This window comes from Streptomyces sp. NPDC032198 (assembly GCF_040636975.1).
Taxonomy (GTDB): domain Bacteria; phylum Actinomycetota; class Actinomycetes; order Streptomycetales; family Streptomycetaceae; genus Streptomyces.
Map to the genome: position 1 here is coordinate 117325 of NZ_JBEZVL010000004.1, position 24679 is coordinate 142003.

Here is a 24679-nt window from a genome sequence, read left to right on the forward strand (position 1 = left end):
TCAGCCCCGGAGGTGTTCGATCATCTGCCGGATCACGGCGACCGGCAGGGCCGGATGCCGGGCCGCATCCTGCGCGGTGTTCCTGTCGCCGAGCAGCCGGACCAGCACGAGCGCGGGCAGCCGCGGGTGCCTGGCGGCGGCGTGGCGCACGGAATCCCGCGGGTCGTCGAGCAGCCGTATCGCGGACGCGACCGTGAGCCGGGGGTCGGTGGCCGCGCGATGGCGCACCTCCTCACTGGGGTCCCGGCTCAGCCGTTCCACCAGCTCAGGTGTCGACTCAGGGTCGTCCGGAGCCAGCCGGCGCATGCGGGGATTCGGGTCGTCGGCGTAGCGCAGCAGGCCGGTGCGGGGGAAGTTCGGGTGGCCGCGCGGGCGGTCGGGGGCGGTCAGGCTGCCGGTCCACCATTGCCACACCCGCAGGAGCATGGCGGCGGGCGCGTCGTCGCAGGATTCGGCGAGGAAGAGCTGTACGACGCGGTCCTCGTCCCGGGCCAGGAGCTCGACGACGTCCGGTGGAAGGCGGCGGGCCCGGGCCACGCTTCTGCGCACCAGCGGGTGGGCGGAGGTAGCCAGGCGGCGCATGGCCGCGGGGTCGTGATGGAGGGCCTCGACCCAGTCGAGCGAGTGGTGGTGCGTACCCGGATCGAAGGTGAGGGGGATGGCCGCCCGCTGTTCTTCGGTGAAGTCGGGTCGCCTGGCCACCACGTCACGGACGCGCTCGTCGAGATCCCGGGCGAGGAGGGCGACGAGGTCCGGGTCCAGGCACGGATTGCCCGCGAGGGAGCCGCGCTGGGCCTCATCCCCGTGGTGGGCCAGGTGCTCGGCGAGGTCGCGCTCCAGCAGGCAGCTGCCCAGCGCGCCATCCGTGAGCCCCTCGGCATCGAAGACCGACCGGGACAGCGGGTGATCCTGGTGGTGGCGCAGCAGTGCCGTGGCACGGACCTTGCTGTCGGGGTCGGTCAGGAGCCGGCGCCGGGCCGGCTCGTCGAGGTGGGGCCAGGCCGCGCGGCAGGCCTCGGCGCGTACGGCCGGCTCGGGGTCGGTGGCCAGGGCGGTCAGGATCCGTGCGGGCAGGCCGGTGAGCCGTGCGGCCTCTTCGCGGACCTGCGCGGACGGATCGGCAGCGAGCCGCTGCTGCACGGCCTCGTCGAGCACGTCCCGCCGGTCCGCGGCGATCATGGCGAGGATCCACCGCCGCCGGGAGTTCTCCTCGCCGAGGATCAGCCGGGTCCACTGGTCGGCCGTGAGACCCGGCTGGGCTTCGGCGAGCAACTGCCTTACTTTCCAGTCCGGGTGGACAATGGCCGCCTCCACCACCACGGTCGGCAGCGGACGCCACAGCAGGTGATGCGACAGTCCCAGCAGATCACCCCGCAGGTCGTCCGGTGTGGCCTGGTTGAGAGCAAGGCCGTGCGCCCACGCCTCACGCACCCCGGCGGAGTGCTTCTCCCCCCGGAACAGTGAGGCCCAGGCCGCCGCCCGCTCCCGCGGGGTTTCCCGGGCCTGCGCATGGGCGGCTGCCTCCTGCCGCTCACGCACGCCGCTCACCGTGACGAGCCGGACCTCCGCCCCCTCCGTGGTCACCGCGAGCAGGGCACCCCCGCTCGGGGAGAGCGTGACGAACCCGGTGGCCAACTCCGGTCGCTCCGCCCCATCACCCAGGAGCGCGGCAAGGCTCCAGTCCGGTGTGAGCCGTACCCGGGTCCAGCGCTGGGGCGAGCAGCACGTCCACTTCCCGGCGACATCGATCAGGAACTCACCGTCCGCGCCCATGATCCCCAGCTCGACGGCGAGCCGATGCCACCGCGCGTCGACCTCGGCACTCAGGCCGGGCCGGCCCGCGCGTACGGCAACGACAGTCCGGGCTTCTGGCGAACCGGTCCACCGCCACGCGGATTGCGTCGGCAGCACGTTCTCGCCGCGACCGTCCCCCACGACTTCCAGCCCGGCCCGGCGCAACAGCTCCGCGAGCTCATCTCCCCCACACGTCATGGGACGCCATCCTGCCGCAACCGCTGCATTCACCGGCCATGGCTCTTGGGCTCGGACATCCTCACCCTCGCCGACCGTCTCACCGACGCCTCTCGGTAAGCGGCGAGGTGGACGGCTTCGTCACCGGGTGAATCACGCAGGCCCCGTTCCCCGCCGACCGCGCCTACGGCAAGGTGACTCGCCGCCGCGGTCCCGACCGTGTCGAGGGGTTGTTGGTGGGCGCTTTCGAGATCGATGAGCTGGGCGTACGCGCGCGTGCTCGCGGCACCGCCTGGGACGGCAGTTGCTGTCCGCCCTCACCACCGCCGCTCCCGACGGCCGGGCCTGGCTGCTGACATGGGACGAGGCCCACGAGACGCTCGCGTTCTCCCCCGGATGGGCTGGCACCAGCCGGAGCCCCTGCCGGGCCACGACACCGACATCGTCGTGTTCCTGTCCGCGCCGCCGCGAGCACCACACGGGTGGATTCCGCTGGTTGCGCGGTGATGAAGTACTGCTCTTCACCCTCGTACCCGCGGCTCATCGGGCCGCCCGACGGCCAGCCCCGCCAAGTACGTGTCGACCATCGCGATCTGCCGCTCCGCAGGAAACTCCTGAGGCGCGAACAGCGCCTGGACGACCAGGCCGAGCACAAAGCTCTGGGCAGCGGCAGCGACGTCCTCGGGCCGGGGGCCGGGGGGCAGTTCGCCCAGCTCCTGGGCTCGCGCGGCGTGCCCGGACATCCGCTCGCGCGCACGGCGGTAGCGCTCGGCGTGCTCCTGGGCCAGCTCGGGGTCGGCGAGCGCCACGTCCCAGGACGCCACCCAGATGCGGTTGCTCGCGGCGCTCTCGGCGTCCAGCGGCAGGATGTCGAGCAGCGTCGCCCGCAGCATCACCAGACCGGGGGCCTCCCCGGCCCGCTCCGCCGCCGGCCGCGGCCGGTCGGCCGAGCGTCGGTCGAGTACCTCCAGGGCGTGTTTCAGGAGCGCGCGCTTGCTGGGGAAGTAATGCGTGAGCAGGCCGGTGGTGGCCCCCATCTCCGCGGCGACCGCACGCAGGGTGAGGCCGCCGAAGCCATGGGCGGCGAGCACCCGCCACACCGCCTGGGAGACCTCGGTCCTGCGGGCGTCATGATCTGTTCGGGCCGGCGGTGTCATAGCCGTTAGAGTACATACCCAACGTTCGTTACGTACCTGGTGCGCGCTGTCCGGACACCCGGCCGTCCACCTGCCCGCGCCCAGCCGGACCACCGCATAGGACCCGCCATGTACGCCATACCGCTGACCGAGAATGCTGAGCTCCGCATGCTGGAGCCCTGGCAGGACGCCGAGTTCCTGGCCCACATCGACCGGGCCCGCGCCCACACCGACCCATGGATCCCCTGGGCCTCGCGCTCCACGGACCTGGAGTCCGCCCGTGCCACCCTCCAGAACTACGCGGACAAGCAGGCCGCCGACTCCGGACGGATCTACGGGATCTGGCGGGACGGCATCCTGATCGGCGGCGTGATGTTCGTGCAGTTCGACGCCAAGAGGGGCAACTGCGAGATCGGCGTATGGGCCGAGCCGGCCGGTGAGGGCCACGGTCTGATCAGCGCCTCGGTCCGGCACTTGATCACGTACGCGTTCGGCGAGCGCGGCATGCACCGCGTCGAGTGGTGGAACAGCGCCGGGAACACCCGCAGCCGAGCCGTCGCCCAGCGCATGGGCATGCATCTGGACGGCACCCTGCGCGAGCAGTCGCTGTACCAGGGCGTCCGCCATGACATGGAGATCTGGTCCCTGCTCGCGCACGAGTGGCAGGACGGGCAGGACGCCGCCTGACCCACGCGCATCGGATCGCGACCGCGTACCGTGCGCGCCTCAGGCCGCGAGGCGTTCCGCGAGGAGGAGTACGCCGATCACGATCATGGCGGCGCCCGAGACCCGGGTGACGGCGCGCGCGGCGGTGGGGCGGGCCCGCAGGATGGTGCGGGCCAGTACGCCCACGCAGAGGTAGATCGCCGCGCAGCTGAGCGTGTGGACCAGGCCGAGCGTGCCGATCTGGGCCGCCAGCGGCCAGCTGCCGTGCGGGGCGGTGAACTGCGGCAGCAGGGCCAGGAAGAGCAGCAGTGCCTTGGGGTTGAGGCCGCTGATGCCCACCCCCTTGAGAACGCGGGCCCCCACCGCTCCGCTGTCCTCCTCCTGCGAGGCGGTCCCGGCGACGGCGGGCCGGGCCAGCGTCGTGGCGCCGAGCCACACGAGATAGAGGGCGCCGAGGACGGTCAGAGCGGTGAGGACGGACGGCGTCCGCGCCACCACCGCCGCCACCCCGGCGGCGACCACGGCGGTCAGCGCGACGTAACCGAGCAGCAGACCACTGACGGCCGGGACCACCGACCGATCGCGGAGCCCGGCGTTGATCGCATAGGCCCAGTCCGCCCCCGGCACGAGGATGAGCAGGACTGAGACCGCCCAGAAGGCGGTGATGGAGCTGACTGCCACGACGTACTTCTCCCTCTCAAACAGGTTCTGAGTAGGAGATTAGTTCCGAAGAGACCAAAGGTGTTTCCAAGTATTCCCAGCTGAGGCGGCGTGGGTGGCAGAATCTTCCCCATGGACAATGTGGACCGGAAGATTCTTGCGGAGCTCCAGACGGACGGCCGTCTGACGGTCACGGAACTGGCGGCCCGCGTGCGGCTGAGCCTCTCCCCGTGCCACCGTCGGCTGCGGGAACTCGAACGCAGCGGGGCCATCCGCGGCTACCACGCGATCCTGGACGCGCGTGCCGTTGGTCTGAGCTTCGAGGCGCTGGTCTTCGTCACGATGCGCCAGGAGGACCGCGACACCGTCTCCGCCTTCGAGCACGCGCTCGCCGAGATCCCCGAGATCCTGCAGGCCGAGCGCCTCTTCGGGGACCCCGACTATCTCGTGCGCATCGTCAGCAAGGATCTGCCCGCCTTCCAGCGGCTCTACGACGACAAGCTGGCCACCTTGCCGGGCGTGCAGCGCCTGAGCTCGACGCTCGTGATGAAGCACGTGGTGAACGAGCGCGCCCTGCCTCTGTGAACGTCGGCGGCTGACGGCACCTCACGTCGTGGACGCGGGGTCCGCGTCCACCCGCGGCCCCAGTGCGCCCGGCGTGCAGCCGGCGAAAGCCACGACGTCCCGGTGCAGGTGGGACTGGTCCGCGTAGCCACACACCACGGCGACCTCGGCCGCGCCGCGCCCCGTCGAAAGGCCTCGGACGGCGCGGTCGAACCGTACGAGCATGGCGGCGCGCTTGGGCGTGAGGCCCACCTGGGCGGTGAACCTCGACCACAGCCTCTTGCGGCTCCACCCGCACAACACCGCCAGGTCGCCGACCCGTACCTGGCCCCGGCGGGAGACGATGCGCTCCCAACTCACCACGACCTCCGGGTCCATCGACGGCGCCGACGCATGGCGGCGCACCAGGAAGTCGGCCAGCAGCGCGAAGCGGTCGTCCCACTCCTTGGCGGTGGTCAACTGCTCGCGGAGGCGGGGCTCATGACGCCCCCACAGCTCTCCCAGGCTGAACACGCCGCCGTGCAGGTCGGTGGGTGAGACGCCCAGGAGCGAGTAGGCGCTCACCGGGGACATGTGTACCTCCACGCAGTCCACGCGCTCCGCGCGGACGCGGACCGCCCCCGGCGACATTCCGGCGGCCAGACTCCACAGCGCCCTGCTGCCGCCGGTGTTCTCGACGACCAGAGCGTCGTCGCCGAGTTCGATGACGATCGTCAGGACCGGTTGGGGGAAGACCCGCAGGTCCAGCCCGGCCGCCGCCCGGTCGCGGAATCCGGCGATCTCCACGCCGTCGAGCGGCGCCGCGCGGCGCGGGCGCGCGACCTCCCACCCGCGCAGGCGGTCACCCTCGTAGAGGTGGTCACCTTCGTGCAGGCGGTCACCCTCGTGCAGAACAGGGTCCACGCCTACCAAGCTACCTGCGTCCCGCTCCCCCGCCGCCCTCACCACTCGGCGAACGAGCCGTCCTCGTGCCGCCACACCGGGTTGTGCCAGTCGGCCTCGCTGTCGTCGGCCGCACGCACCGCCGCCTCGTCGATCTCGATGCCGAGCCCAGGCCCGGTCGGGCGCAGGATATGACCTTGATGGAACCGGAACACTTCGGTGTCGGCGAGGTAGGACAGGACGTCGGCGCCGGTGTTGTAGTGGATACCGATCGACTGTTCCTGGATGAGGAAGTTGGGGACACTGACGGCGATCTGGAGGCTCGCCGCCAGCGACACCGGGCCCAGCGGGCAGTGCGGGGCGATGAGCGTGTCGAAGGTCTCGGCCAGCGAGGCGATGCGCCGGACCTCGGAGATGCCGCCCGCGTGGGACAGGTCGGGCTGCAGGACCGCGACGCCGCCCTGCAGGACCGGCAGCACGTCCTGGCGCGAGTACAGGCGCTCACCGGTGGCGATCGGCACCGGCGACGAGGCGACCAGGTCGGGCAGCAGATGACCGTACTCCGGCAGGAGCGGTTCCTCCACGAACATGGGCGCGAGCGGGGCCAGGTGGGGCAGCAGCCCGCGGGCGTTCGCGGCGTGGAAACGGCCGTGGAAGTCCAGTGCGAAGTCCCTTCCGGGGCCCAGGACTTCGCGGGCCGCCGCGGCACGGGTGACGATGTCGTCGACGTCGGCGACGGTGGCCAGCCGGTTCATGCGGCCGCTCGCGTTCATCTTCACCGCGGTGAAGCCCGCCTCGACCTGGGCCGTCACGTGCTCCGTGATGTGGGCGGGACTGTCACCGCCCACCCAGCTGTAGGCGCGTACCCGGTCACGGACCGGGCCGCCGAGGAGCACGTGCACCGGCACGCCGAGGCGCTTGCCCGCGATGTCCCACAGCGCCTGGTCGAGCCCGGCCACCGCGCTGGAAAGGACCGGGCCGCCCCGGTAGAAGGACCCTTTCGTCATCACCTGCCAGTGGTCCTCGATGCCCGACGGGTCCTTGCCGATGAGGAGTTCGGCCAGCTCGCCGACGGCCGTACGCACGGTGGCCGCGCGCCCCTCGACCACCGGCTCGCCCCATCCGACCACTCCCTCGTCGGTCTCCACGCGGCACAGCAGCCAGCGGGGCGGCACTGCGAACGTCTCGATACGGGTGATCTTCATCGGGGTCAACCTCCTTGAGGGGCACGGCGGATGACGGAGCGGGCCGGGTGCAGCCGAAGAGGGGACGAGAAGGTCGGTCAGCTCAGGCGGACGTCTTGTACACGCTCCATCCGCCGTCCACCACGAGGCCGGCCCCGGTGACGAACGACGCCTCGTCGCTCAGCAGGAACGCCGCGCTCGCCGCGATCTCGTCGGGGCGGCCCAGTCGGCCCGCCGGTGTCTGCTCGATGGTGCGCTCCCGGTCACGCGCGCCGATCGTGTCCCACGCCCGGGTCAGGACGGGCCCCGGCAGAAGGGCGTTGACCCGCACGTCGGGCGCGTACTCCACCGCGAGCTGACGGGCCAGGCCGGTCAGGCCCGCCTTGGCCGCCGCGTAGGCGGGACGTCCTGGCAGACCCATGAGGGCGTGCACCGAGGAGACGAAGACGACCGCGCCCCGGGTGGCACGCAGGTCGTTCAGGCAAGCCCGTACGCCGAGGAACGCGCCGGTGAGCATCACCGCCAACTGCCGGTTCCAGTCGGCCGGTTCGATCACGTCGGCCGCGCCGCCGCGCACCATATAGGCATTGCTGAGCAGACCGGAGACCGGACCGAAGCGGGTGCGGGCGGCCGCCACCGCCCGCACCCAGGACTCTTCCTCCGCCACATCACAGGGCTCGAAGCACGCATGCCCACCTTCTTCACGGATGGAACGTGCGGTGCGCTCGCCCTCCTCGACATCCACATCGGCGATCACCACCCCTGCCCCTTCGGCCGCCAGCCGCCGGGCAGTCGCCGCGCCGATCCCCTGCGCTCCCCCGCTGACGACGACGCAACGACCGGCGAATCGCCGACCGGAGGGCTCTCCCGATCCAGATGAACCCGACGCACCCAACTGACCCGACGCACCCGATGAACCCGACGACTCAGCACTCACAGGCAACTCCCGCCCCTCGCACCGGCACACACGGCATCAGACGACCCACGGTAGCGCGGGCGATCAACGGGGAGGCCTGGAGATCACGAAGTGGCCGCGCCCCGGAGGTTGCCGCGGCTGTCGACGGTAGGGCGGCCTTGCGGCCCGGTTGCCGGCCGGTCGCGTCACTCAGAAGCGAGGTGGACCGGGTGCGCGTCGAGGTCGATGGTGAAGGCCACCCGGTCGAGCCCGGGGCCGTCGTAGTCCGGCTTCAGCGTCGAGACCGTGAAGCCGAGCCGGGCGTGGAAGGCCTGCGACGCGGTGTTCTGCGGGCTGGTGATGCAGTGCACGTAGCGGCGTCCGTGCGAGCGGGCGAGTGCGAAGAAGGCCCGGTACAGGGCTCGCCCGACGCCCTGCCCGTGCAGTTGCGGGTCGACACCGACGAAGTGCACGTACGCGGCGTCGGGCTCGGTCTGCGAGAGGAACCCGACCAGGAAGGCGGCGACCTTCCCTTCGTCACCTTCGGCCACGAAGCTGGTGGTGGTGAAGTGCTGGAAGTACAGCCTCGGCAGGAGCAGTGAACGTTCCAACGCCCCTGCTGGCCCTTTCAGACCGCCCCACCACGTGTCCAGCACCGCGAGCACACGCGGGTGATCCCCCTCGACAAGGTGCCGTGCCGTCAGACCACCAGGAAGAACGTCGATCATCGGCGCAGTCTGTCATCGGTTCCATGGACGCCGCCAGCCAAATCCGAACAACTGGGCTAGGTTGACGCGGCCGATGATCGGCTGGTTCGAGACGTGAGGCTTGAGGCTTGACGCATGAGGGGGAAGGGAATCGGTGGACGGACGACGCGTGGTGCCGGTGCTTGCGGCGGCCTCGGTGGTGTTCACGGCGGCTCTCGCGGGCTGCGGCCATGACACGACCCAGGCGGGGCAGGGCAAGGCGTCCCCGTCCGCGCCCCCGCCGTCCTCGTCCTCCCCCTCGCGTACGCGGGAGAGCCCCGCCCCCGAGATCCTGTCGCCCACGGGCCCGGCGACCGCCCCCGGCCGCGACTCCGTCGCGAACGCCCAACGGGTTTTCACCGCAGCGGAGTTGAAGAAGGCACTCCTGCCGGACTCCACTTTCGGCCGGCATCTGGAGCGCGGCGACGAATACACGATGGCCTTCGCAAGCAACCGCGAGCAGCGGAGGGAGCATTGGCAGTACTGCCTGCCCGGGGACGCGAACCCGGCCTGGCTGGGCCCGGCCACCTACCGCGGCACGGAGACGGCGGCCCACACGCTGCGCGTCGTCGGCAACGAGGGCGAGGCGGTGGCCGTACAGCATCTCGTGTCGCTGCCCGTGGCCTCGGCCCGCGACTACATGCGCCTCGAACAGGACATCAGACGACACTGCCGCTCCTTCTCCTCCGACATGGAGGCGGGCACGGCGGACGAGACCTACTCCGTGGAGCCCCTGCGAGGGCTCGGCGACGAGGCGTACTTGGAGATCCACGAGATCGAGTACGAGGGCAGCGTCCGCACCGAGTACGCCGCTCACGTCCGCGCCGGCGGTGTGCTCGTCGCGGTCATGGGCGTCGCGGGTACGGCAGATCGCGACGACACCGTCCGGTGGACGGCGCGTCTCGCCCGGGAAGTGGGCACCACCTTGTACGGCACGGGCGTCTGACCTTCGCGGTCGGCAGGGATGGTGTGCTTCGCTGGCACGCGAGAAAGCGAGCCTGTGACCTGCGTCGGCGGTGAGTCAGTCCTGAGCGCCGGCGCGATCGGCTTCGCCCGCGAGGCGGACCGGTGGGTCGTCGGCGACGTCAGCAACGGCCTACTGGATGCTCCAGCGGTGCGGGTGGCCGGGATCGGCGGGGCAGGCGAAGATGTTGGCCTCGCCCGCGCGGCCCACGATGACCTTGGTGGGCGTGGCGAACGGGTGCGGGGCCAGGTCTCGTTCCTCCGTCGGCTTCCAGCTTCCGCTGCCGCCGTCCCACTCCGAGCTGTCGATGGTCAGCAGCAACCGCATGGGGGCGGTGCACGTCAGGCAGTCCATGGGGGAAGGATCGGTGGTGTGCCAGGACGCGAAGCCGCCGACGCGCCATCCGGGTGGGATGGACAGGTCGTACTGGTAGCGGATCAGCTCGTCGTCGTCTCCGCCACCGCCCTCGCTGTCGTACTCCGTTCCCTCCTGCTCGGCCTCCTCATCGAGTGCCTCCTCCTCGAGTGCCTCCTCAAGAGCGTCCTCCCGGGCGTAGATCCTGTCGCACAGGTCCTCGGGCAGGAGCCCGGCGAAGGGGTACGTGACCACCTGCTCCGGCTGCAGCACGCAAGGCTCGGGCACATAGCCGTCGGAGCCGACGACTTGCGGCTGAGGCGGTGAGGCCAGCACGTCGCCGACCTCCGCCGACCTGCGCCAGCGCAGGTGGAGCAGCATGCCGTACCGGGTGGGCCCGTGCGCGTCGAACGGGCAGCAGAACACCTGGAGCAGGTCACAGTCATCCGGGCCCGCCGGCAGGTCGGGGATGTCCCGCCGGTACAGCTGGGCAAGGGCGACCAGCGGCAGCGGATCCGTGTCGGAGAGGCCGGGTATCCGGTGCCTGCGGCTCAGCTCGTCCAGGAGTTGCCGGTCCTCCTCCGTGGGGCCCCGGAACGGTGAGCGGGCCCATGCGCGGTCCAGGATCTGCCGCCCTCGGTGGATGTCCGCAGGACGTCGGCCACTCCTACGAGGGTGAGTCTCGGTGCACACCGGCCACGGCTCGTCCGCCGGCCACAGCATCGGTCCGCCCACGGAACTGGCCGCCATATCGGGGCTGCCCGGCCTTGGGTGCAGCCGGGTGGTGGTGCCCCGATACGCGGCGAGCTCCGGGAAGAGCGCCTCGACGTCCAGGGGCCGCGGCGGTGTGGTCTTCGTCATGGCCCCGACCCTAAATACCCCGCGGTCTTGCCCACGCGGCACCCCCACGCGCGCCTGCGGTCACCAACTGCCTTCAGTGGGCGGGGTCGACACCCCATCCGATGGCACTTCACAGCAACCGGCTTCGGCATACCGCTCCGCGGCTTCTCCCCGCCGGGGCGAGTCCGGTGTCTTCCGGCTCTCCACCGACCCCGACCCTGCTCCCGCCCCCGTCCCCGGCTTCTGCTTCTGCCTCTGCTCGTGGGGCGAGAGCGGCTCACACGTCGTCGAGCCGGTGCAGGCGTGGCCATCCCTGCGCGGCGCGTCAGGTCCGCCCTTCAGGGAGGGCTTCGAGGAAGGCTTCAGGGAGGGCTCGCTCTTCCCTTTGATCGAGCGGGAATGGGGACCGACCCCCGGACCGGCCGTCGGACCGGCCTTGGGCGCCGTAGAGGCCGCCGAGTCATCGAGCATCCAGCGCTGCTTCGGCGACCCGTCACGGACCTTGACCACGACATCCGCGCCCTTGCGCACGGAGGCGGGCGCGACCGCCAGCCGTTCGTGCCACCGGGGCAGCAACTCCCCCAGCACAGTCAGGTCGTAACGCACCTCGTCGGCTCGCGCGGCCGAAGGCGCCACGCACGTGCCGACGACGATCACCCCGTCGTTCCGGTGGGAGTCGAGGCAGAGTTCGGGACGAGTGACACTGCTGAGCAGTCCGTTCTTGTCGTAGGACCACTGCTGGCTCCCCGCGGTCGAGCACTTCGCCAGTTTCGCCTCGGCGCCGGGCTCCACCTTGCCCCGGACGTCCAGGCACAGATCCGCCGCCGCATTGCGGAGTCTGCCCTGACCGGAACTGCCGGGGTATTCCGCGGAGGTGGGTGTGGGCGTGAGTGTGGGGGCAGTCGCGGAAGCTCCGGCGGACGGCGTCTCGCCGCCAGCACCCGGAGGGGTGTCACGGCTCCCGGTCATCCCCGTCATCCCGGTCGGGGGCTCGGTCTCGCCGCTGTTGTCGTCGCCCGACGAGAGAGTGATGACGAGTACGGTCGCGAGGAGGGCGGCGGCTCCCAGGGCCGCTCCGGTGCGCAGCGCCCCGGAGTGTGTGCGTGCCGAAGCGAACGGCCCTCCCCGCGGGGCGATGTGTGACGCCGGACGATGCCGTCCGCCGCCGCCCGAGTGCCTGCCACCGAGGCCCGTGCTCCCTGCCGTGTGCTTCGGGGCGCCCCCGCGCCCCGGCCGCGACTCCAGATAGCGACGGGCACCCCAGCCGAGTACCGCTTCGGCGAGAAGAGTGCCCAACTCCCGCTCGAAGCAGCCGAGTTGATCGGCGACATCACGGCAGTGGCGGCACCCCTCCAGATGCTGCCGCGCATCGGGCAGCAAGGCGCCGCCGCGGCGAATCGTGACGTCGAGGATTCGGTTGTAAAGGGGGCATTCCTTGGTCGGTGCGAGTTCGCGGTGACCGCGGACGATACCTGCCCGGAATTGTTCACGCGCCTGCTCGAGCGCGACAGTCGCACGGTCGGCGCTCAAGCCCGACAAACCGGCGGGTATGGATATGTGCTCGGCTTCAACTACCGTGTGCCACAACAGGCACTGAGCAACTCCGGGAAGAGCCCAGAAGGAGCGCGCGGCGAGGCGTCGCTTTTCGGGTGTCATGGAGGTCGCCGCCCGCATACCGCGACCACCGGTCGGTTTGCGGAGTTCCGGCATGAGGGCGGATATGCGGTCGTCGACGGTCCACTCCCTGACCGTCTCCCGGACGGTCACCAGGAGGTACGGACGCAGGGCCCCGCCCGGCTCACCACTCGCCAGATGCCCGAGCACCTGATGGAAGGACGCCGTGGCGACAATGGAGGCCGAACCAGACCGAGCGGCAAGGCAGATGGTCGAGTAGTCGTACGTCGCCTGCCAGTGCCGCGCGAGCAGGAGCGCGACGGGGCGATCCGACTCCCCCTCCGACCGACCACGCAGTCGAGCGGCGAGACTCGTGTCGGATTCATCGGGGTTCACACCCGGACGAGGAGGGTGAGTGGGGCGTGGGGGATGCGGGGGGTGCGGGGATTGCACAGAACCTTTTCCTTCCAAGCCACAAGACGGCGCACGGAAATCACACCCGCCGAAATGGGGCGTCTGATTGGTGCATACCTAAGGCTCACCGAGACAGGAAAATGGATCGACAAACCGCGGAACCGTCCGAATGCGCCAGCCTGAAGACCTTTTGGGTCGGCGGCACGAATCTCGGACGAGAAAGGTGAGCCTGTTCATCGCCTCAGCGCGAGGAAGCTCACCTTGGCACAGCCGACTCGCGGGAAACAAGAAGTTCGAGCGACTTCCATTCGGGAACGGAGAAGGACGCAGACGTTACCCGCGGTACTCGCACCCGCTTTCGACACCAAGTCACTCGAACGACAAGCTCACCCCTGCCAGCCCTTTGCCCGCCCCCCCTCGCCCCCTCACCCCCTCACCCCCTCACCCGCTTGATGAACTCGGTGATCTGCGGGGCAGGAAACTCATCGGTGCACGACCCGACTCCATGTCACGCCAACAAGCGGGTGAGCCAAGCCACTTCGCCGCTGTCTTCCGTGGACACGCGATCCTGCTCGAAGCCGAGCTTCTCAAGGACACGGAGCGACGGTGTGTTCCAGGTGCCGACGGTCGCCCAGATCCGTTTCCGCCCGGTCGCCGTGGCGGCATCGAGCACCGCGCCGGCCGCCTCGGTGGCGTAGCCACACCCATGCGTTCGCTGGAACAGCTCAAAGGCGATCTCGGGCTCCTCCAGGGTGGAGCGGCCGATGATCAGCCCGCAATAACCGATGAAGTCGCCTTCGTCGCGCCGCTGGATGGGCAGCAGGGCGATCCCCGTCGTCGCCGTCGCGGCGAGCAGCTCCGCGATGGACGTCCGGATGCGCTCGACCGGGGGTGTCCCCTTGCCGCGTTCGGAGAGGAGCGCGCTGAACTCGGCGGCGTCCGACTCGGCCCAGGGCCGCAGTATCAGCCGCTCGGTCTCCAGGTGGAACGACATCGTCTCGTAGGTAGACATGGGCGCTACTCTGCCCCACAGGTCCTCACGGACGACCGCTGGAGTGCCGGGGCGACCAGTCCAGCGGCGCGGACACGTCCAGGCTCTCGTCGAGCCTCGCGACCAGGGCAGCCGTGACGGGCGCGAAGCCGCCGGAAGCCCACCGTTCCACGGACTTCAGGAACCCTGCGAGGTCGTCCCGGACGGAGCCCAGGAGTTCGCGCAGCTCCGCCCGAGGGATGTCGATGGGGAGCCCTTCCTGACGGGCCGCGTCGGGCCACAGCCGGACTATCGCCCCCACGTGCTCGGCACGCGGCTCGGGATCATGGCCGAGCCAGGGCACGCCACCCTCCACCAGGCCGAGCCAGTCCCGCCAGTTCTCCAGCCCGAAACAGCAACCGGGCGACGCCGTGACCCCGGTGGCGGTGTCCCGGACCCGCAGACCGCCTGGCGCCACGACACACTCGGCCGTCAGCAGACGGCGTACCTGTTCCACGCCGTCTCCGGCGATGCGCTCCCCACGGGTACGGCGCCCTTTGTTGTAGCTGGTCAAGACCGCCATGGCCGTACCGACCTGACGCGACGACAGCCCACCGGACAGACTCAGAAGAGGGTCCTCAACGGGTTCGGAGACAGGCCAGAGAGCAAAGTCCCTGGCCTCATAGGTCTCCAGTACGGCATCCATGATCAACACACCCCCAGTCTCCCGCGCCGCCCGCTACCCGCGCCTCCGCTTTTCCAGGCCCGCTACCCCATCACCGGACGAAGCGCTTTTCCGCGGGGTCGGCGCGCGCGTTCACGACGCCGCGAGTGCCTCGCGCCAGACGGGGCTGTCCACGTAGTGGTTGTCGTAACGCTCCGAGGATTCCGCGATCTTCTTCGGGTCGGTCTCACCGCGCATCACGCTGCCGAGCAGACGCAGGTAGTCGAAGCGGGCCATGCCGGGAGTAAAGGTGAACAGGACGTCCGCCTCGCAGCCCGGGGCGGCGGCGAAGGCGTGCGGGGTGTGCGGCGGCACGGCGAGGAAGTCACCGGCGGTCAGCACGGTGATCTCGTCGCCCACCAGGACCTGGAGGGAGCCGCTGATCACGAAGAAGAGCTCCGTGGCCTTGGTGTGGAAGTGCGCGGGAGCGCCGACGGCTCCCTCGGTGAAGGTGGAACGGTAGGTGGTGAAGCCGCCGCCCGGCCCGTCCGTGTCGGCCAGCAGGGTCATGACGCTGCTCGGGTCGGCGCTGGTCTCGGCCTCCGACGCGCGGGTGAGGTGGGCGGCGAAGTCCGCGTTGTTGCTGTTCATGGTGGTGTCCCCTTCGGTTCCGCGGCGGTCTCTCGCCTCGTTGTGAACACCACTTTATGGTTCCGAAAGACCCTCACCCGAGTGCAATTCAGTGCTGGAAAAGAGGGTCAATTCACGTACTGAGCCCGCTGTTTCCGAGCCGATCCCGCTGGATCTCATGGGCGATTGCCCGCCGCACGGAGGCCGAGCCGGTAGCAGCGGTGGCGGTCGCCTTCGCCTTCGCGGGGACGTCGAGGCGGCGGCTGATCTCGTCGTACGCGCCCCGGCAGCCGCCCGGCAGTTGAGCCTGATGCTCCCTCAGGTCCGCTTCGAGGAGGCGCCGCAGCTCGTCCACGTTCTGCGGCGTGAAGCGCTTCTTGCCCCGGCCCAGCGCATTCACGTAGTTGGTGCAGTGCGCGCTGTCGTCCAGGGTCTCGGAGACCACCTCGGCAACGCCCCACAGCCGCCCTTCGAGCCACGGCTGGTCTCGCTGGTCGAGGTGGAGCTCCATCGACGGCAGCCGGTCGCCGCCCGCCTTGTGCTCACCGCTCGTCCTGTACTTCGCCACCTGCTTGGACACGGCGGGCTGACTCATGTCCGCGAGCTCGGCGATCCTGTCCTGCGTCCAGCCGAGGTCGACGAACAGCTTGATCATCTCCGCCCGCAGCTTCCGCATCTCCTCGCCCGCACGGATGACCTCGTTCATTCCGGCCAGCATCCGCTCGGCCTGCCCCTCGGTCAGCGCCCCTGAGCCCTCGTGAGTGTCCTCGTTACCCGCCATGGGTCGGTTATACAGCTCGGCACGCTCGACGGCATAACCGGGTTGTATAACACGGTTATGAGTGCCAGTATCCCCGTCATGCCCACCTACTCCGCATCTGAGTCCTCCTCGCCCCGGTCCTCCTCGCCCGAGTCCTCGTCCGCGTACGTCGCGTCCGACGGAACCCGGCTCGCCTACCGCGTATACGGAGAGGCCCACGACGAAGCGCATGACGACCGCGGCCCCGTTGTCTGCGTCCCCGGCGGCCCCGCCGACTCGCGCTATCTCGGCGACCTCGGTGGCCTGTCCGCGCACCGGCAGCTGATCGTCCTGGACACCCGCGGCACCGGCCGGTCCGCGCTTCCCGAGGACCCCTCCTCCTACCGGTGCGACCGGCTCGTCGACGACGTCGAGGCCCTGCGCGAGCACCTCGGGCTCCGCCGGATGAACCTGCTCGGCCATTCCGGCGGAGCGAACATCGCGACGCAATACGCGGCCCGCCACCCCACCAGGGTCAGCAGGCTCGCGCTGATCGGCCCCGGCACCCGGGCCGTCGGCCTCACCATCCCTGGTGAGATGCGACGTGAGCTCGCGCTGTCACGGAAGGGCGAGCCATGGTTCCCATCCGCGTTCGCCGCCCTGGAGGCGATCACCGAAGGCACCGGCACGGACTGGGATGCCATCAGCCCCTTCTTCTACGGCCGGTGGGACTCCGCCGCACGGCAGCACCACGCCACCAGTCAGCCGGAGAACAAGGAGGCTGTCGCCGGCTTCGCCGCCGAGGGTGCCTTCGACGCGGAGGCCACGCGTGCGGGGCTCGCGAGCTGTGAGATGCCGGTGCTGCTGCTCACCGGAGAGTTCGACATGAACAGCCCGCCGCGAGCCGTGGCGGAGTTCGCGGAGCTGTTTCGCGACACGACGTTCGTGGTGCAGCCGGCGGCAGGACACTATCCCTGGCTCGACGACGCCGAGCGGTTCGTGGCGACCACCGCGGCGTTCCTCAAGTAACTGCAGGCAACAGGCACCCGCGCGCAACCAGCCCGCGCGCACTCAACGACGCGTTGATCACAGAAACGTGTGACCAGCTGAAATCAGGTCACACGACGTGCATGACGCGTTTCGCAACGGTGGGCCTGCTGATCGCATGCACAGTGGGCGGTGTGCTCCTCGCCCTCCTGGTATCCCCATGGTGGTGGTTCGCCGCCGCTCCTCTCCTGGTCGTGGCGCTGACCGGTGTCTACGACCTGGTGCAGAGGCGGCACTCGGTGCTGCGGAACTACCCCGTGCTCGGCCATCTGCGGTTCCTCATGGAAACGCTCCGCCCGGAACTGCAGCAGTACTTCGTGGAGCGCAACTACGACGGCAGGCCCTACGACCGCGACACCCGCAGCATCGTCTACGAGCGGGCCAAGGGGGTCGCCGCCGAGGAACCGTTCGGCAGCGAGCGCGACATGGACGCCCGCGGCTACGAGTTCCTCGTGCCGTCCATGGCGCCGGTGGCCGTGCCCGACGAGCCGCCCCGCGTCCGGATAGGCGGCCCCGACTGCACCGAGCCGTACGACATGGCCCTCCTGAACGTGTCCGCGATGAGCTTCGGCTCGCTCTCCTCCAACGCCGTCGTGGCTCTGAACACGGGCGCGGCACGCGGCGGCTTCGCCCACGACACCGGCGAGGGCGGCCTGTCCACCCATCATCTGCGGCCCGGCGGCGACCTCGTCTGGGAGATCGGCACCGGCTACTTCGGCTGCCGCACCCGTGACGGGGAGTTCGACGCGCGGCAGTTCGCCGAGAAGGCCGCCCACCCTTCCGTGCGCTGTGTCTCGCTGAAGCTGTCGCAGGGCGCGAAACCGGGGATCGGGGGCGTCCTGCCCGGCAGCAAGGTCAACGCCGAGATCGCCTCCGTGCGTGGCGTGCCCGAAGGTGAGACCGTCGTCTCGCCGCCGTACCACCGCGTCTTCTCCACCCCGCGTGAACTCGTCCGGTTCCTCGCCCGGATGCGGGAGCTGACGAACGGCAAGCCGGTGGGCTTCAAGCTGTGCCCCGGATCGCGGACCCAGTTCCTCGCCGTGTGCAAGGCCATGGCGGACGAAGGGATCACCCCGGACTTCATCGTCGTGGACGGTGCGGAGGGCGGCACGGGAGCGGCACCGCTGGAATTCGCCGACCACCTCGGGATGCCGCTCAGCGAAGGCCTCTTCACCGTGCACAGCGCCCTGACCGGCGCGGGCCTGCGGGAGAGGATCCGCATCGGCGCCAGCGGCAAGGTCGCGACGGGCACCGACATCGTCAAGCGCCTTCTCCTGGGCGCCGATTACACCAACGCGGCCCGCGCCATGATGTTCGCCGTCGGCTGCATCCAGGCCCAGCGCTGTCACACCAACCGCTGCCCGACCGGCGTCACCACCCAGGACCCGCACCGGGCCCGCGCCCTCGACGTCGTCGACAAGGCCGCACGCGTCACGCGCTACCAACAGGCCACCGTCCACAGCGCCCTGCAGATCATGGCCGCCATGGGCGTCCGCGACACCGCGGAACTGGGCCCGCATCTGCTGCGGCGGCGCGAGGACCACGGCGAGTTCCGGTCCTACGCCGAGCTGTACGAGTGGCTGTCCCCCGGCGAACTGCTCGCCGCGCCGCCCGAGAGCTGGGCCGCCGACTGGCGGGCGGCGGATCCGGACACCTTCGCCGTCTGACGACCACATCCCTGCCGTCACCGCCCCCCTGACCGCCGCCCTTACCCACCGTCTCGAACGTCTCGAACTCTGAAAGGAACACCTGATGACCCGCACCGTTGCCCGCGTGACGATCGACGCCCTGGAAGAACTCGGAGTGCGCCACGTCTTCGGCGTGGTGGGGGACGCCCTGAACCCCTTCACCGACGCCATCCGCAGCAGCAAGTCCGTCGAATGGGTGGGCTGCCGACACGAGGAGGCCGCCTCCTTCGCCGCCGGCGCCCAGTCACAGCTCACCGACACCCTCGGGGTCTGCATGGGCACCGTGGGACCGGGCTCCGTACATCTGCTCAACGGGCTGTACGACGCCGCCAAGAGCGGCACCCCGGTCCTCGCCATCGCCGGCCAGGTGCCGCTCGCGGAGGTCGGCACCGACTACTTCCAGGAGGTCGACAACGACCTCCTCTTCCGTGACGTCGCCGTCTTCCGCGCCACCGTCACCTCCCCCGAGCAGATGCCCGGCCTGCTGGAGATCGCCGTACGCAACGCGATCGGGCGCCGCGGTGTGGCCGTGCTGACGGTTCCCGGCGACATCGGCGACCAGGAGCTGCCGGCGGACCGCCCGGCCCGGCTCTCCGTCACGGGGTCCGCCAACCGGCCCGACGACCCGATCCTCGACGAGGCGGCCACCGCCATCTCCGACGGCGGCAAGGTCACCATGCTGGTCGGCCGCGGAGCTCGAGGGGCCCGCGAGGACGTCCTCGCCCTCGCGGACCGGCTGGCCGCGCCCATGGTGCTCACGCTCAAGGCCAAGGAGGGCTTCGAGGGCGACAACCCCTACCAGGTCGGCCAGACGGGGCTCATCGGTAACCCGGCCGCCGCGCACGCGATGGACCACGCCGACACGCTGCTGCTGCTCGGCACGGACTTTCCGTACCGGGACTGGTATCCGCAGGGCAAGAAGGTCGTGCAGGTCGACCGGGTCGCCGAGCACATCGGCAGGCGTGTCCCGGTCGACGTGGCCCTGGCCGCCGACGTCGGCCCCACCGTGCGCGGTCTCCTGGAGCGTCTTGAGCGACGTTCGGAGCGCGACCACCTGGAGGACGCGCGGAAGGAGTTCGTCAAGTGGCAGGAAGGACAGCAGCGGCTCGCCGCACCCGGGCACGACCACGGGCTGATCGGCAAGGTGCGTTCCGCCTTCGACAACCGTGACCACCTCGTACGTCCTGAAGCGCTGGCCGCGGCGGTGGACGCCCTGGCGGCCGACGACGCCGTGTTCACCTCGGACACCGGCATGGCCACCGTATGGCTCTCGCGCTTCGTCGAGATGCGCGGCTCCCGCCGCCTGCTCGGTTCGTACAACCTCGGCTCGATGGCCAACGCGATGCCGCAGGCGATCGGCGCACAGCTCCTGGACCCCGACCGGCAGGTCGTCGCCTTCTGCGGCGACGGCGGGCTGGGGATGCTCCTCGGCGACCTCATGACCATCCGCAGCCGGCAGCTTCCGGTGAAGCTCGTCGTCTTCGACAACCAGCGGCTCGGCATGGTGAAGCTGGAGCAGGAGCAGGCGGGTCTTCCGGAGTTCGGCACCGAACTCGACAACCCGGACTTCGCCGCGGTCGCCGAGGCGCTCGGCATCACCGGCATCCGGGTGAGCCGTGCCGAGGACCTCGCCGAGGGTGTCGGCCGGGCCTTCGCCACGCCCGGGCCGGTCCTCCTGGACGTCCTCACCAACCCCGAGGAGATCGCCGTGCCGGGCAAGCCGACCATCCAGCAGGGCTGGGGATTCGCCATCGCCAAGATCCGCGAGAACCTCACCAGCCCCGGCGGCCACTGAGCGAGCGCCCGCCACGGCCCGCTGCGAGGACGCCGCCCCCCGGCGGTAGTGCGCCACTTCCCGCGCCCCGGCCGGAACCGGAAGCGTTCGCCACGTATTGGCGGCGCCAAGTCGGGCACTCGGTGACTGTCCGGCGAAAGATCCACCCCCCGTCGGCCCGCGCCGGGCGGAAGCAGGTGCACAACGAGCGCAACACGAACAAATGGCCACACCGGCAGAAAAGCCGCAAGATGGACTCGACGCCAGCACGCCGCCGAATCCGCCACACCACGGACAGACCCTCGACACACAGCCCTTCGCAGCCGCGGGCCCCGGCCGTCGCGGCGCAGAGAACGTCACCCACCGAAAGGCACTCGTACCTCATGAGCGACGTCACAGGTAAGGCGACCACCACGGACGCCGGCGTTCCGGTCGAAAGCGATGAGCATTCGCTCACCGTCGGCGCCGGTGGCCCCATCCTTCTCCAGGACTCCTATCTGATCGAACAGATGGCGCAGTTCAACCGGGAGCGGATTCCTGAGCGGCAGCCGCACGCCAAGGGCAGCGGCGCCTTCGGCCACTTCGAAGTCACCGGGGACGTCAGCTCCTACACGAAGGCCGCCCTCTTCCAGCCGGGCACCCGCACCGACCTGGTGGCCCGCTTCTCCACCGTCGCCGGTGAGCGCGGGAGCCCGGACACCTGGCGTGACCCGCGCGGATTCGCGGTGAAGTTCTACACCACCGAGGGCAACTACGACATGGTCGGGAACAACACCCCGGTCTTCTTCGTGAAGGACCCGATGAAGTTCCAGCACTTCATCCGGTCCCAGAAACGCAGGGCGGACAACAACCTCCGCGACCACGACATGCAGTGGGACTTCTGGACCCTCTCGCCCGAGTCCGCCCACCAGGTCACGTGGCTGATGGGCGACCGCGGCATCCCGCGCACCTGGCGCCACATGAACGGCTACACCTCGCACACCTACATGTGGATCAACGCGCAGGGCGAGCGGTTCTGGGTGAAGTACCACTTCAAGACCGACCAGGGCGTCGAGCACTTCACGCAGCACGAGGCCGACCAGATGGCCGCGGCCGACACGGACTACCACACCCGTGATCTCTTCGAGCACATCCGGGACGGCGAGTACCCGAGCTGGACCCTGTACGTGCAGCTCATGCCCTACGAGGACGCGGCCACCTACCGCTTCAACCCGTTCGACCTCACCAAGGTCTGGCCGCACGGCGACTACCCGCTGGTCGAGGTCGGCAAGATGACCCTGGACCGCAACCCCACGGACAACCACGCGGAGATCGAGCAGGCGGCCTTCCAGCCGAACAACCTGGTCCCCGGCATCGGCCCGAGCCCCGACCGCATGCTCCTCGCGCGACTGTTCTCCTACGCCGACGCACACCGCCACCGCATCGGCGGCAACTACCAGCAGCTCCCGGTCAACGCCCCGATCTCGCCCGTGCGCACGTACTCCAAGGACGGGGCGATGGCGTACCGCAAGACGGAGGACCCGGTCTACGCGCCGAACTCCAAGGGCGGCCCGGCGGCGGACACCAGCCGCTACGCTCCGCCGAGCTGGTACGCGGACGGTGATATCACCCGCGCCGCCTACGTCGACCACGCGGAGGACGACGACTGGGGTCAGCCGGGCACGATGGTGCGCGAGGTCCTCGACGACGCCGCGCGCGACCGCCTCGTGGACAACGTCGTGGGGCACCTGCTCAACGGAGTGTCCGAGCCCGTCCTCGTCAGGGCCTTCGAGTACTGGTCGAACATCGACAAGTCGATCGGTGAGCGCATCCAGCAGGGCGTGCGCTCCAAGGCGGACGAGAAGGACCCCAAGGCCGCGGAACAGGCCAACCCCGCTCGCAGCAGCATGCAGAACAAGGCCTGACGGGGTCTGACGGGGTCTATCCAGGCCTGACCGATCCAGCGCGTCGGCCGCTGCCCGTGGGGGCAGCGGCCGACGCGTTCGTGCGGGTCATGGACATCGGCCCGGGTGCGACGGGCGCCGCACGGCCGCCAGGAGCCGATCACTCCCCCGGCACGCCGAAGTCGCACCAGACCGCCTTGCCCTCGCCTCGCGGCTCGATTCCCCAGCGCGAGGCGACGGCCTCCACCAGCAGGAGGCCACGGCCCGAGGTGGCGGTCTCCACCGGGGACCTCTTGCGGGGGCGGGTGCTCGAGCGGTCCTTCACCCAGAGCCGGACACGCCGAGGCGGCCCGGTCAGCACCTCGAGGGTGAGGATCGCGCCGCCGTCGGTATGGACCAGGGCGTTGACGAGGAGTTCGCCCGCCGCCACCTCGACGTCGTCGGCGACCGCGCCAAGACCCCATGCCGCGAGGTGTTCGCGCAGGGCCGCGCGCGCGTCGGCGAGTCCTTCGGGGTCGGCCTGGTGGACGTACCGGTGGATGCGCGGCTCCTGGAGCGTCCCGGGGTCGGGCAGGCGGCGCAGGACCAGGAGTGCCACGTCGTCGCTGCTGCCCCATCTCTCCCACAGCGCGCGTGAGAGATGGTCTGCCAGGTCCTCCGCGCTCTCGGGGCCGGCGGCCAGCACTTCGGCGAGGTTCTGCATCCCGGTGTCGAGATCGAGGCCCGCGTCCTCCACGAGCCCGTCCGTGCACAGCACCATGGTCTCGCCCGGCACGAGGTCGAGCCGCACCTCGGGGTAGTCCTCCATGCCGAACTCGGTGGCCAGCCCCAGCGGCAGCCCGCCATGGACCCGGGGCACGCCCACGCGGCCGTCCACATGCCGCACGAGAGGCGGCAGATGTCCGGCCCGTACGGCGCGCACGATGCCGGTGGCCGGGTCGAACTGGGCGTAGGTGCAGGTGGCGAAGCGCTCGGTGTCCAGCTCGGCGAGGAAGCGGGAGGCTCGCGAGAGCACCGTCGCGGGCGGGTGTCCCTCACCGGCGAAGGCCCGCAGGGCGATGCGCAGCTGCCCCATGATGGCCGCGGCGTGGGTGTCGTGTCCCTGTACGTCTCCCACGACCACGCCGATGCGCCCGCGGGGCAGGGTGATGACGTCGTAGAAGTCGCCTCCGACGTCCCGCCCGCCCCAGGCCGCGTGGTAGCGGACGGCGACCTCGGAGTCCGCGACGTCGGGGATGCCGCGCGGCAGCATCGTGGCCTGCAGGCTCTTGGCGAGGTCGCGTTCCTCGTCGAACAGCATGGCCCGCTGCAGCGACTGGGCGACGATGCCGGACAGGCCGATGCAGAGGTTGCGGTCCGCGTCGGTGAAGTCCTTCCGGCCGCGGTAGAAGAGCGCGAGTCCGCCGATGGCGCGGTCCTGCGCGACCAGCGGCAGGAACGCCGCCGAGTCGAGCTCCATGTGCTTGATGTAGGGCCCGAGGCGGGTGAAGCGCAGCCCGAGGTCGGGCAACGAGCCCACGAAGCGGGGCTGCCTGGTCATGACGGCCTCGGCCAGCGGCAATGACTCGTCGACCTTGTGCAGCTTGAGTTCGTCCAGGGCCTGCATCGTCTGGCCCACCAGGGCGATCAGCTTCAGGTTCTCCCCGTCGACCAGGCCGAGGACCAGGCCGTCGGCGGCGAACCGGTCAAGGCCGCTCGCGCCGGAGAGCACCGCCACCACGTCGTCGACCGTCACGGCCCGGGAGAGGGCCTGCGTGGTGCCCTGCACCATCAGGGCGACGCCCTGCCGGCGCTCCTCCCGGGGGTCGGTGGCCGCGAGCTCCGACCCGTCGTTCGCGGCGGTCCGCACGATTCCGACGGCGCGCGCGGCCCGGCCGGCGTCGTCGCGCAGGATGCGTCCGCGGGCGTGCGCGAGGTGCACCGAACCGTCGCCGTGACGGACGCGGAAGTAGACGCCGTAGACGTCGGCACCCGTCGTGTCCGCCTCCGTAACGGCGAAGCTGATGCGCACGGCCTCCTCGGGGGGCACGCGTTTCCGCAACGAGGTGACCCGGCCGTGGAACTCGTCGGGACGCAGGTCGAGCACCGCGAGGGCACTGGCGTCGAGACCGAGCTCACCGCTCTCCAGGTCCCAGTCGAAACTGCCCATGCCGGTCAGGAACAGGCGCTGTTCCAGGTCGATGTCTGACTTCTTGGCTGACGTCATGGATGTCTCCGTATGCCGCTCGGTCACCATAAGCGCCGGCGGCCCCGGGCGCGCGGCCGTCGCCTCCCCGCAGAAAGTGGACATCACCCTTCCGGTGATCTACCGGAACAGCGGGGTAACCGGGTGTTCCGCGGCTTCGACGGCCGCGGGCGAGCGAAGGGCGCAGGCGCGTCCTCAGGAAGGAGCAG

The 24679-nt window shown here is 70.4% G+C and carries 21 protein-coding genes; 7 read left to right on the top strand and 14 right to left on the bottom strand.

What is annotated here, in order from left to right:
- Together AB0E78_RS11460 and AB0E78_RS11465 are read right to left on the bottom strand one after the other, a co-directional pair.
- Positions 1-1992: a PE-PGRS family protein gene (locus tag AB0E78_RS11460; protein ID WP_361830687.1), complete on the bottom strand. Its 1992-nt coding sequence runs from the start codon at positions 1990-1992 to the stop codon at positions 1-3.
- A 500-nt stretch (positions 1993-2492) separates the two neighbouring features.
- Positions 2493-3128 carry a TetR/AcrR family transcriptional regulator gene (locus AB0E78_RS11465; RefSeq protein ID WP_361830689.1) on the bottom strand — a complete coding sequence of 212 codons (636 nt, stop codon included), beginning with the start codon at positions 3126-3128 and terminating at the stop codon, positions 2493-2495.
- Between the two features lie 108 nt (positions 3129-3236).
- Between AB0E78_RS11465 and AB0E78_RS11470 the strand changes: the two genes are divergently transcribed.
- Complete coding sequence (locus tag AB0E78_RS11470; protein WP_361830691.1) at positions 3237-3794, top strand: GNAT family protein; 558 nt, start codon at positions 3237-3239, stop codon at positions 3792-3794.
- Positions 3795-3833: 39 nt separating this feature from the next.
- On the opposite strand, the gene AB0E78_RS11475 is transcribed toward AB0E78_RS11470, so the two are convergent.
- Positions 3834-4454: a LysE family translocator gene (locus AB0E78_RS11475; protein ID WP_361830693.1), complete on the bottom strand. Its 621-nt coding sequence runs from the start codon at positions 4452-4454 to the stop codon at positions 3834-3836.
- A gap of 111 nt (positions 4455-4565) precedes the next feature.
- Here AB0E78_RS11475 and AB0E78_RS11480 point away from each other — a divergent pair, with 111 nt between their 5' ends.
- Positions 4566-5018: an Lrp/AsnC family transcriptional regulator gene (locus AB0E78_RS11480; protein WP_361830694.1), complete on the top strand. Its 453-nt coding sequence runs from the start codon at positions 4566-4568 to the stop codon at positions 5016-5018.
- A 21-nt stretch (positions 5019-5039) separates the two neighbouring features.
- On the opposite strand, the gene AB0E78_RS11485 is transcribed toward AB0E78_RS11480, so the two are convergent.
- The 4 genes from AB0E78_RS11485 to AB0E78_RS11500 form a co-directional block, all read right to left on the bottom strand.
- Positions 5040-5900: an AraC family transcriptional regulator gene (locus AB0E78_RS11485; protein WP_361830696.1), complete on the bottom strand. Its 861-nt coding sequence runs from the start codon at positions 5898-5900 to the stop codon at positions 5040-5042.
- A gap of 38 nt (positions 5901-5938) precedes the next feature.
- Positions 5939-7084: a galactonate dehydratase gene (gene dgoD, locus AB0E78_RS11490; protein WP_361830698.1), complete on the bottom strand. Its 1146-nt coding sequence runs from the start codon at positions 7082-7084 to the stop codon at positions 5939-5941.
- Between the two features lie 82 nt (positions 7085-7166).
- Entirely contained in the window at positions 7167-7958 is a 792-nt protein-coding gene (locus AB0E78_RS11495; RefSeq protein ID WP_361831726.1) for an SDR family NAD(P)-dependent oxidoreductase, read from the bottom strand.
- A 206-nt stretch (positions 7959-8164) separates the two neighbouring features.
- The gene (locus AB0E78_RS11500) at positions 8165-8686 is read right to left on the bottom strand and encodes a GNAT family N-acetyltransferase (RefSeq protein ID WP_361830699.1); all 522 of its coding nucleotides are present in this window, start codon (positions 8684-8686) and stop codon (positions 8165-8167) included.
- 133 nt (positions 8687-8819) lie between these two features.
- Between AB0E78_RS11500 and AB0E78_RS11505 the strand changes: the two genes are divergently transcribed.
- Positions 8820-9650: a hypothetical protein gene (locus tag AB0E78_RS11505; RefSeq protein WP_361830701.1), complete on the top strand. Its 831-nt coding sequence runs from the start codon at positions 8820-8822 to the stop codon at positions 9648-9650.
- A 150-nt stretch (positions 9651-9800) separates the two neighbouring features.
- On the opposite strand, the gene AB0E78_RS11510 is transcribed toward AB0E78_RS11505, so the two are convergent.
- The 6 genes from AB0E78_RS11510 to AB0E78_RS11535 form a co-directional block, all read right to left on the bottom strand.
- Positions 9801-10883 (bottom strand): hypothetical protein, encoded by a 1083-nt coding sequence (locus AB0E78_RS11510; protein ID WP_361830702.1) that lies wholly within the window; start codon positions 10881-10883, stop codon positions 9801-9803.
- Positions 10884-10943: 60 nt separating this feature from the next.
- Positions 10944-12872, bottom strand: coding sequence for an RICIN domain-containing protein (locus tag AB0E78_RS11515; protein WP_361830704.1), 1929 nt, complete (start codon positions 12870-12872; stop codon positions 10944-10946).
- 526 nt (positions 12873-13398) lie between these two features.
- Complete coding sequence (locus AB0E78_RS11520; RefSeq protein ID WP_361830706.1) at positions 13399-13902, bottom strand: GNAT family N-acetyltransferase; 504 nt, start codon at positions 13900-13902, stop codon at positions 13399-13401.
- A gap of 25 nt (positions 13903-13927) precedes the next feature.
- The gene (locus tag AB0E78_RS11525) at positions 13928-14443 is read right to left on the bottom strand and encodes a hypothetical protein (RefSeq protein ID WP_361830707.1); all 516 of its coding nucleotides are present in this window, start codon (positions 14441-14443) and stop codon (positions 13928-13930) included.
- Between the two features lie 234 nt (positions 14444-14677).
- The gene (locus AB0E78_RS11530) at positions 14678-15175 is read right to left on the bottom strand and encodes a cupin domain-containing protein (RefSeq protein WP_361830708.1); all 498 of its coding nucleotides are present in this window, start codon (positions 15173-15175) and stop codon (positions 14678-14680) included.
- Between the two features lie 112 nt (positions 15176-15287).
- Positions 15288-15935 carry a helix-turn-helix domain-containing protein gene (locus AB0E78_RS11535; RefSeq protein ID WP_361830710.1) on the bottom strand — a complete coding sequence of 216 codons (648 nt, stop codon included), beginning with the start codon at positions 15933-15935 and terminating at the stop codon, positions 15288-15290.
- A 57-nt stretch (positions 15936-15992) separates the two neighbouring features.
- On the opposite strand from AB0E78_RS11535, the gene AB0E78_RS11540 reads away from it, so the two are divergent.
- The 4 genes from AB0E78_RS11540 (at position 15993) to AB0E78_RS11555 (ending at position 22306) form a co-directional block, all read left to right on the top strand.
- Positions 15993-16922: an alpha/beta hydrolase gene (locus AB0E78_RS11540; RefSeq protein ID WP_361830711.1), complete on the top strand. Its 930-nt coding sequence runs from the start codon at positions 15993-15995 to the stop codon at positions 16920-16922.
- A gap of 101 nt (positions 16923-17023) precedes the next feature.
- On the top strand, positions 17024-18607 hold the full coding sequence (locus tag AB0E78_RS11545) for an FMN-binding glutamate synthase family protein (protein WP_361830713.1): 1584 nt from the start codon (positions 17024-17026) through the stop codon (positions 18605-18607).
- 85 nt (positions 18608-18692) lie between these two features.
- Positions 18693-20423: a thiamine pyrophosphate-dependent enzyme gene (locus tag AB0E78_RS11550; RefSeq protein WP_361830715.1), complete on the top strand. Its 1731-nt coding sequence runs from the start codon at positions 18693-18695 to the stop codon at positions 20421-20423.
- 362 nt (positions 20424-20785) lie between these two features.
- The gene (locus tag AB0E78_RS11555; RefSeq protein WP_361830717.1) at positions 20786-22306 is read left to right on the top strand and encodes a catalase; all 1521 of its coding nucleotides are present in this window, start codon (positions 20786-20788) and stop codon (positions 22304-22306) included.
- 139 nt (positions 22307-22445) lie between these two features.
- Here AB0E78_RS11555 and AB0E78_RS11560 read toward each other — a convergent pair whose 3' ends face one another.
- On the bottom strand, positions 22446-24491 hold the full coding sequence (locus AB0E78_RS11560) for a SpoIIE family protein phosphatase (RefSeq protein WP_361830720.1): 2046 nt from the start codon (positions 24489-24491) through the stop codon (positions 22446-22448).
- Positions 24492-24679 lie beyond the last annotated feature (188 nt).

What these genes read in the sequence shown, in the direction of transcription:
- AB0E78_RS11460 (WP_361830687.1), bottom strand. Translation starts at nt 1,992, where the DNA reads ATGACGTGTGGGGGAGATGAGCTCGCGGAGCTGTTGCGCCGGGCCGGG.
- AB0E78_RS11465 (WP_361830689.1), bottom strand. Translation starts at nt 3,128, where the DNA reads ATGACACCGCCGGCCCGAACAGATCATGACGCCCGCAGGACCGAGGTC.
- AB0E78_RS11470 (WP_361830691.1), top strand. Translation starts at nt 3,237, where the DNA reads ATGTACGCCATACCGCTGACCGAGAATGCTGAGCTCCGCATGCTGGAG.
- AB0E78_RS11480 (WP_361830694.1), top strand. Translation starts at nt 4,566, where the DNA reads ATGGACAATGTGGACCGGAAGATTCTTGCGGAGCTCCAGACGGACGGC.
- dgoD (WP_361830698.1), bottom strand. Translation starts at nt 7,084, where the DNA reads ATGAAGATCACCCGTATCGAGACGTTCGCAGTGCCGCCCCGCTGGCTG.
- AB0E78_RS11500 (WP_361830699.1), bottom strand. Translation starts at nt 8,686, where the DNA reads ATGATCGACGTTCTTCCTGGTGGTCTGACGGCACGGCACCTTGTCGAG.
- AB0E78_RS11510 (WP_361830702.1), bottom strand. Translation starts at nt 10,883, where the DNA reads ATGACGAAGACCACACCGCCGCGGCCCCTGGACGTCGAGGCGCTCTTC.
- AB0E78_RS11520 (WP_361830706.1), bottom strand. Translation starts at nt 13,902, where the DNA reads ATGTCTACCTACGAGACGATGTCGTTCCACCTGGAGACCGAGCGGCTG.
- AB0E78_RS11525 (WP_361830707.1), bottom strand. Translation starts at nt 14,443, where the DNA reads ATGGCGGTCTTGACCAGCTACAACAAAGGGCGCCGTACCCGTGGGGAG.
- AB0E78_RS11530 (WP_361830708.1), bottom strand. Translation starts at nt 15,175, where the DNA reads ATGAACAGCAACAACGCGGACTTCGCCGCCCACCTCACCCGCGCGTCG.
- AB0E78_RS11535 (WP_361830710.1), bottom strand. Translation starts at nt 15,935, where the DNA reads ATGGCGGGTAACGAGGACACTCACGAGGGCTCAGGGGCGCTGACCGAG.
- AB0E78_RS11540 (WP_361830711.1), top strand. Translation starts at nt 15,993, where the DNA reads ATGAGTGCCAGTATCCCCGTCATGCCCACCTACTCCGCATCTGAGTCC.
- AB0E78_RS11545 (WP_361830713.1), top strand. Translation starts at nt 17,024, where the DNA reads ATGACGCGTTTCGCAACGGTGGGCCTGCTGATCGCATGCACAGTGGGC.
- AB0E78_RS11550 (WP_361830715.1), top strand. Translation starts at nt 18,693, where the DNA reads ATGACCCGCACCGTTGCCCGCGTGACGATCGACGCCCTGGAAGAACTC.
- AB0E78_RS11555 (WP_361830717.1), top strand. Translation starts at nt 20,786, where the DNA reads ATGAGCGACGTCACAGGTAAGGCGACCACCACGGACGCCGGCGTTCCG.
- AB0E78_RS11560 (WP_361830720.1), bottom strand. Translation starts at nt 24,491, where the DNA reads ATGACGTCAGCCAAGAAGTCAGACATCGACCTGGAACAGCGCCTGTTC.